The organism is Aminobacter sp. P4_D5 (assembly GCF_056401815.1).
This window is the reverse complement of record NZ_JBFUIP010000222.1, coordinates 1-7,266: the sequence shown is the minus strand read 5'-3', so window position 1 is coordinate 7,266 and position 7,266 is coordinate 1. Positions and strand designations below refer to the sequence as shown.

The 7,266-nt window shown below is 60.8% G+C and carries 6 protein-coding genes; 2 read left to right on the top strand and 4 right to left on the bottom strand.

The features are described from left to right. Positions 1-490 (bottom strand): LacI family DNA-binding transcriptional regulator (locus tag AC1DWF_RS28520; protein ID WP_476842342.1); only part of this gene is annotated, 490 nt, incomplete at its 3' end. A gap of 84 nt (positions 491-574) precedes the next feature. Here AC1DWF_RS28520 and AC1DWF_RS28515 point away from each other — a divergent pair. Together AC1DWF_RS28515 and AC1DWF_RS28510 are read left to right on the top strand one after the other, a co-directional pair. Then, positions 575-1,489, top strand: a complete 915-nt coding sequence (locus tag AC1DWF_RS28515; RefSeq protein WP_476784649.1) for an ROK family protein — start codon at positions 575-577, stop codon at positions 1,487-1,489. After that, entirely contained in the window at positions 1,482-2,213 is a 732-nt protein-coding gene (locus AC1DWF_RS28510) for a copper homeostasis protein CutC (protein WP_476784645.1), read from the top strand. Before AC1DWF_RS28515 ends, AC1DWF_RS28510 begins: the two co-directional genes overlap by 8 nt. Here AC1DWF_RS28510 and AC1DWF_RS28505 read toward each other — a convergent pair. Genes AC1DWF_RS28505 through AC1DWF_RS28495 form a run of 3 tightly spaced genes read right to left on the bottom strand, consistent with a single transcriptional unit; the run spans position 2,210 to position 7,064 of the window. Further along, on the bottom strand, positions 2,210-3,766 hold the full coding sequence (locus AC1DWF_RS28505; protein ID WP_476784644.1) for a SpoVR family protein: 1,557 nt from the start codon (positions 3,764-3,766) through the stop codon (positions 2,210-2,212). The two genes, AC1DWF_RS28510 and AC1DWF_RS28505, sit on opposite strands and share 4 nt — an antisense overlap. 9 nt (positions 3,767-3,775) lie before the next feature. Beyond that, positions 3,776-5,092 (bottom strand): YeaH/YhbH family protein, encoded by a 1,317-nt coding sequence (locus AC1DWF_RS28500; protein WP_476784643.1) that lies wholly within the window; start codon positions 5,090-5,092, stop codon positions 3,776-3,778. A 22-nt stretch (positions 5,093-5,114) separates the two neighbouring features. After that, the gene (locus AC1DWF_RS28495) at positions 5,115-7,064 is read right to left on the bottom strand and encodes a PrkA family serine protein kinase (protein WP_476788524.1); all 1,950 of its coding nucleotides are present in this window, start codon (positions 7,062-7,064) and stop codon (positions 5,115-5,117) included. Positions 7,065-7,266: the final 202 nt, after the last annotated feature.

The following is a 7,266-nucleotide window of genomic DNA, read 5'->3' as shown; positions in this document are numbered from 1 at the left end:
CCACCGAGGGAGACGAGCCGTCATGCATGCCGTTGAGCATCAGGACGTCATCGCTGCGGAACATTTTCCGCACGCTTTCGGCGTCGGCGAAGTCGGAGAAAACCAGCGCCGCATCGACATGATAGGCAACGCCGTTGCGCAAAAACTCCTCGATCCGCTCGACCGAGCCGACACGCAGGAAGATGACCTGCTTGCCGATCGACTGTATGTCGCTGATCAAAAGGTCGAACAGGTCGAGGTCGGAAAAGTCGTGGATGTGGTTGACGATCACCGCGATCAGGTTGACCGTCTTGGTGGTCAGGCTGCGTGCCAGAAGATTGGGCTTGAAGCCGAGCTTGTCTGCTGCTTCAAGTACACGCGCGCGCTTGTCGGCGGAAACAGGACGGCTTTCGCTCGACAGCGCCCGCGAGGCGATCGCGCGCGACACGCCGGCCAGCTCGGCGACATCGGCGATGGTCGGCGAGGTGCGTCGTTTGCGCGAACTGTCCATAAGGGCCTTTGCGAGTTGTCATCTTGAAATTCGGGCGCCGTGGCCAGACGTCCCGCGGCAATCATCCATCCGGGAACTGATTTCATGCTTACCTGCTTCGACATTGGCGGTTCAACGATAAAAAGCGCCCGCGCCCGTTCTGCCGGCGAAATCGAGATCATCGACCGCGTGACAACGCCGCTCGACGATTTCGGCGCCTTCGCCGCCGTCATCGCCGAACGCGTGGCAATGGATCGAGGCAGTACCAAGGGCGTTTCAATTTCGATTGCCGGCGTTGTCGATCCTGCCTCCGGCAGCCTGAAATGCGCCAACATCCCTTGCATCGATAGCCGGCTGATCGCTGTCGATCTCGAAGCCATAATCGGCCTGCCGGTGTGGATCGCCAACGATGCCGATTGTTTCGCCATGGCCGAAGCGACAAGCGGGGCAGGGCGCGGACACCGCAATGTCTTCGGCATCATCCTGGGAACAGGGGTCGGCGGCGGCCTCGTCATCGACGGGCGCCTTGTCACGGGTGCTGGCGGTTATGCCGGCGAATGGGGCCATGGCCAGGCGCTTGCTACAAGAGTTGGCAAGCCGCCGGTCGACATTCCGCATTTTGCCTGCGGCTGCGGTCAGGCCGGGTGTGTCGACACCATTGGCGGGGCGCGCGGCGTAGAGAAGCTGCACCACTTCCTGTGCGGTGAGATGCTGTCGAGCACCGAGGTCATCGACCGCTGGCGCGAGAACGAAGCACGAGCACGCCGTACCATGGACATCTATCTCGAACTGGTCGGCGTGCCGTTGGCGCTGACGCTCAATATTATTGGCTCTTCCGTCGTTCCCGTAGGTGGCGGTCTGTCAAACGTTCCCGAACTGATCGCTGCCCTCGACAATGAGGTGCGCGGCCGCACACTTCGGCGTTCGCAAAGCCCGCTGCTGGTCAAGGCGGCATTGACCACCGAGCCGGGCCTGCTCGGTGCGGCCGCGCTTGGTTTTCAGGAGCTGACCCATGTCTGAGAAAATCTTGCTTGAAGTCTGTGTCGACAGCCCGCAAAGCCTTGCTGCCGCGATATCAGGCGGTGCCGACCGCATCGAGCTCTGCGCGGCACTTGAAACCGGCGGCCTCACGCCATCGCCCGGCCTGATGGCACTTGCCGCCAAGGCGCCGATCCCTGTCTATGCGATGATCCGTACGCGGCCCGGGGACTTCGTCTTCGACGATGCCGATATGACAACCCTGCTCGCCGACATCGATGCGGTGCGCGCGGCGGGCCTTGAAGGTGTCGTGCTTGGCGCCAACAGGCCTGACGGTACGCTTGATCGCGACCTGCTTTCGCGCCTGGCAGGTCACGCAAATGGGCTGGGCATGACGCTTCACCGCGCCTTCGACCTTGCCAGTCCGGACTTCGGACCTTCCATCGAGCTGGCTGTCGAATTGGGCTTCGAGCGCATCCTGACTTCAGGTGGCGAGACGTCCGCGCTCAAGGGGCTCGACGCGCTGGCCAAGTGCTTCGACCAGGCGCGTGGCCGTATCGCCATCATGCCGGGTTCGGGCGTCAATCTCGACACGCTTGGTGCGATCCAGGCGCGGCTGCCCTTGCGCGAGGTACATTCGTCCTGTTCGGTTGCCGCCGATGCGGGGAATGCGAAGGCGCTGGAACTGGGCTTTGTCGCACCACGATCCAAGCACACCGATGCCGACATCGTCAGGAAAATGAAGGCGATGCTGAACCGGGGCTAGGCCTTTTCGGCAAGTTCCTTCGATGAGAATTCGTAGAGCGTCTTTTCGGTCGTGCCGTCGACGCCGACCAGGCTGACCTCGTGGCCCCACAGGCGCTGGATATAGCGCACCGTTTCGTTACGTGTCTCTTCCTGCAATGTCGCGCCATGGTGCACGGTGTGCTTGATGCGCAGCTTGCGGTCGCCCTTGAGGTCGGCGTCGACCGCCTGGATATCGGGCTGGATCACCCCGACGTCGTAGTTGTCGGCGAGCCGCGAGCGCACCCGCTCATAGCCGCGCTCGTCGTGGATGGCCGTCACCTCGTAGTACGGGTCGGAGGCTTCTTCCTGCAGCGAAAACAGGCGCATGTCGCGGATCAGCGCCGGGCTCAGGAACTGCCGGATAAAGGACTCGTCGCGGTGGGTTGCCCAGGCGTCGAGCAGCGTTCCGCACCAGTCGCCATTGCCGGCGAAATCGGGGAACCAGTCGCGGTCTTCGGCCGTCGGTTCGGTACAGATACGCTGGATGTCGCGCATCATGTTGAAGCCGAGCGTGTAGGGGTTGATGCCGCTGTAGCGCGGGTCGTCGAAACTGGGTTGGAACACCACGTTGGAGTGGTTCTGCAGCACCTCCAGCATCGTGCCTTCGCTGATTTTGCCCTTGTCGAAAAGCCTGTTCATGATCGTGTAGTGGACGAAGGTGGCACAGCCTTCGTTCATCACCTTGGTCTGGCGTTGCGGGTAGAAATATTGCGCAATGACGCGAACGATCCGCAGGATCTCCCTTTGCCAGGCCTTGAGTACGGGGCTGTATTTCTCCAGGAAATAGAGCAGGTTTTCTTCCGGATATTCGATGGCCGATTGGCGTTCCGAAATGTCGGTCTCGGCCTCGCGCGGCACTCCGGCCTCGGCCGATTGAGGCAGCGTCCGCCAAAGGTCGCTGAAGGTGCGTTCCTCGTGTTCGAGCCGTTCGCGGATGCGCGCCTGTTCGCGTTCGACCGAAAGGCGCGGCCGCCGGCGATAGCGAAACACCGCTTGCGGCATCAGCGCGTGCGCGGCATCGAGCACGGCCTCCACGGCGGCGGGGCCATACCTCTCCTCGCAGCGCGCGATGTAGCTCTTGGCGAATTCCATATAGGCGAGGATGGCGCCTGCATCGGTCCATTGCTGGAACAGATAGTTGTTCTTGAAGAAGTGGTTGTGGCCGAACGAAGCGTGCGCGATCACCAGCGTTTGCAACGCCATGGTGTTTTCTTCCATGAGATAGGTGATGCACGGGTTGGAGTTGATCACCAGCTCGTAGGCGAGCCCCATGCGACCTTTGCGATAGAGGTTCGACTCGTGGACGAAATGTTTGCCGAAGGACCAGTGCTGGTACATCAACGGCATGCCGATGGATGAATAGGCGTCGAGCATCTGTTCCGACGAAATCACCTCGATCTGGTTGGGATAGAAGTTGAGGCGGAGCTCATCGACGGCGATCTCCTTGATCGCGTCATAGGCGCGCGCCAGGTCGTCGAAGTTCCAGTCCGAACTTGTGAACAGCAGCGACGACGTTTTCGAACGCTTTTCCACCTTGCATCCTCAACCGCGTTTTGCCGGCGCCGGAGCCTTGGCGAACAGCTCATGGAAGACGGGATAGATGTCGGACGGCTTGGCGATGCGCGTCATCTCGAAGTTCGGCCATGCGGCACTCACCTCGCGATAGGCGTTCCATAGTGACGTGCCGTTGTCGGCATGGCGGAACATCTCGCTTTCGCGCTCGTCGATGATCTCGACATAGGCGTAGTACTGGCACAGCCGCATCAGCGTGTTGTCGAGTATGGACACACAGCGCTCGGAATCGTTGGGGATGTTGTCGCCGTCCGAAGCCTGTGCCGCGTAGATGTTCCAGTCCTTGGCGGGATAGCGCTCGCGGATGACGCGCAGCATTTCGTCCAGTGCAGTGGAAACGACAGTGCCGCCGCTTTGGGTGCTGTAGAAGAACGTGTCCTCGTCCACCTCTGAGGCCTCATGGGTGTGGCGGATGAAGACGATGTCGGTCTTTTCGTAGCGCCGCTTGAGAAACAGGTGCAGCAGCACGAAGAAGCGCTTGGCGAGGTCCTTTTCGCGCTCGCCCATCGAGCCCGAGACGTCCATAAGGCAGAACATCACCGCATTGGCGTTGGGCACCGGCTGCGGCTCGAAGCGGTTGAAACGGATGTCGATGGGGTCGATGTAGGGGATCAGCTTGCGGCGGCGCGCGAGCGTCGCATGTTGTTCGCGCAACACTGCGATGCGTTGCTGGGTGGCAGCACTTGGCCGCCGCTCACCTTCCAGCTTGAGCAGCTCGGCTGCGATTTCGTCGATCTCGGATTGTTTGGGCCTTCTCAGCGCGATACGCCGGCCGAAGCTGTTGAACATGGTGCGGCCGACGCTGATGCTGGTCGGATTGCCGCTCATCGTGTAGCCGGCCCGGCGTGGCCTGAACGTCACCACTTCCTTGAGGTTGAGCTTCACCAGGTCAGGCAACTCAAGGTCTTCAAAAAACAGGTCGAGCACTTCTTCACGCGATAGGGCGAACTGGAAATCGTCCTCGCCATCTCCCGACGATGACGGGTCCGACCCCTTGCCGCTTCCCGCCGCCGGTCTCGGGATGCGGTCGCCGGTGCCGAAGGTCTTGTTGCCGGGAAGGACCTCCTCCCGGCGGCCCGAATGCGGTGCGCGTTGAAAGGTCGGCTCGCCAATGCCTTTGCGGGGAATGGGGATGATCTGGTCCTGGTCGGCGGTCCCGATCTTGCCAGACTTTATCCGCTCGTTGATCGCCCGTTTCAACTCTTCGCGGGCGCGCCTCAAAAAACGCTGCCTGTTGCCAAGGCTCTTGTCCTTGGGATTGAGGCGCCGATCGATGAAGTTCGGCATGTGGGTCCCCGTTCGCTCCCGGTCAGCCTGCCTTGTTGACCCGCATGTACCAATCGACAAGCCGGCGGACCTGACGCTGGGTGTAGCCGCGCTCGGTCATGCGCTCGACGAATTCGGCATGCTGCTTTTCGGTGGTGCTGTCGCGCTTGGCTCCGAAGCTGATCACCGGCAACAGGTCCTCGACCTGGCCGAACATCCGCTTTTCGATCACCTCGCGCAGCTTCTCGTAACTCGTCCACGACGGGTTGCGGCCATTGTTCTTGGCGCGTGCCCTCAGCGTGAACTTCACCACCTCGTTGCGGAAGTCCTTGGGGTTGGCGATGCCAGCCGGCTTCTCGATCTGCGATAGTTCGGAGTCGAGGATGCCGCGGTTGAGGATCTGGCCGGTGTCTGGGTCCTTGTAGTCCTGGTCCTCGATCCAGGCGTCGGCATAAGCGATATAGCGGTCAAACAGGTTCTGGCCGTATTCGCTATAGGATTCGAGATAGGCTTTTTGGATCTCGTGGCCGATGAACTCGGCATAACGCGTCGCAATCTCCGATTTGATGAAGTCGAGATAGGAGGCTTCGATCTCGCCCGGGAACTGCTCGCGCTTGATCGCCTGCTCCAGAACATACATCAGGTGCACCGGGTCGGCGGCGATCTCCTTGGTGTCGTAGTTGAACGTCTCCGACAAAACCTTGAAGGCAAAGCGCGTGCTGACGCCGTTCATGCCTTCATCGACGCCGGCGGCGTCGCGATACTCCTGCATCGACTTGGCCTTGGGGTCGACATCCTTGAGGTTCTCGCCGTCATAGACGCGCATCTTGGTGTAGAGCGGCGAGTTCTCGTGTTCGGCCAGCCGTGTCGACACGGTGAAGCGGCTCAATATGTCGAGCACCTCGGGTGCGCATGGATTGCTCACCAGCTCGCTTTCGCGCAGCAGCTTTTCGTAGATCTGCCGTTCTTCGGTGACGCGCAGGCAATAGGGCACCTTGACCACCAGGATGCGGTCGAGGAATGCCTCGTTGTTCCTGTTGCTCTTGAACTGCAGCCATTCCGACTCGTTGGAATGGGCAAGCACGATGCCCTGGTAGGGGAAGGCGCCGAAGCTCTCGGTGCCGTTGTAGTTGCTTTCCTGGGTCGCGGTCAAAAGCGGGTGCAGCACCTTGATCGGTGCCTTGAACATCTCGACGAATTCGAGAAGCCCCTGGGTCGTGCGGTTGAGGCCGCCGCTGTAGGAATAGGCGTCGGGGTCGGACTGGCTGAAATGTTCAAGCTTGCGGATGTCGACCTTGCCGACAAGCGCCGACACGTCCTGGTTGTTTTCGTCGCCGGGTTCGGTCTTGGCGATGCAGATCTGGCGCAGCCGCGACGGCATCAGTTTGACGACGGAGAATTTCGCGACATCGCCGCCGATTTCTTCGAGCCGCTTGGCAGCCCAGGGCGAAATCAGGCCGGTGAGCCGGCGCCGGGCGATGCCATATTTGTCTTCGAGAAGGTCGGCCATGCGTTCGGGATGGAACATCCCGAGGGGTGATTCGAAAATCGGGCTGACCTGGCCGTTGATCTTGAGCGTGTAGATCGGCCGCTCTTCCATCAGCTTCTTCAACCGTTCGGCGAGCGACGACTTGCCGCCACCGACGGGGCCGAGCAGATAGAGGATCTGCTTGCGCTCTTCGAGCCCCTGCGCGGCGTAGCGGAAGTAGCCGACGATACGCTCGATCGTGTCTTCCATGCCGTAGAACTCGGCAAATGCCGGATAAATCTTGATTGTTCGGTTGGCGAAGATGCGCCCCAGTCGGGCGTCGGCGCTGGTGTCGACCAGCGTGGGGGCGCCAATGGCGTCCACCATTCGCTCGGCCGCAGTCGCGTACATCGCAGGCTGGTCGCGGCAAGCGAGCAGATATTGCTGAAGGCTCATCTCCTCGGTTGTCTGACTGCCGTAGATTTCCGAGAAGAGATTGAAGACGTCGGATTCACGTGTTTGCATGGCACCCTCACAATGCCGAAGTCGCAACTCAGTGTATCACCACTTCGACTCTTTGCCTTCATCTCAACTTCCCTGAACAGCCAAAGTTCCGCACAGAATGTCGTGATCGTACATTTACTGTGAACGAGTGGATCAGCCGTTCGGTGCGTGCTTCGACCAACTGTCGAAAGCGGCCGTTTTCAGGCGCCTGATGGAGCAACCT

Excerpts from the sequence above, each read along its gene's own strand:
- AC1DWF_RS28515 (WP_476784649.1), top strand. The coding sequence starts at position 575 with ATGCTTACCTGCTTCGACATTGGCGGTTCAACGATAAAAAGCGCCCGC.
- AC1DWF_RS28510 (WP_476784645.1), top strand. The coding sequence starts at position 1,482 with ATGTCTGAGAAAATCTTGCTTGAAGTCTGTGTCGACAGCCCGCAAAGC.
- AC1DWF_RS28500 (WP_476784643.1), bottom strand. The coding sequence starts at position 5,092 with ATGCCGAACTTCATCGATCGGCGCCTCAATCCCAAGGACAAGAGCCTT.
- AC1DWF_RS28495 (WP_476788524.1), bottom strand. The coding sequence starts at position 7,064 with ATGCAAACACGTGAATCCGACGTCTTCAATCTCTTCTCGGAAATCTAC.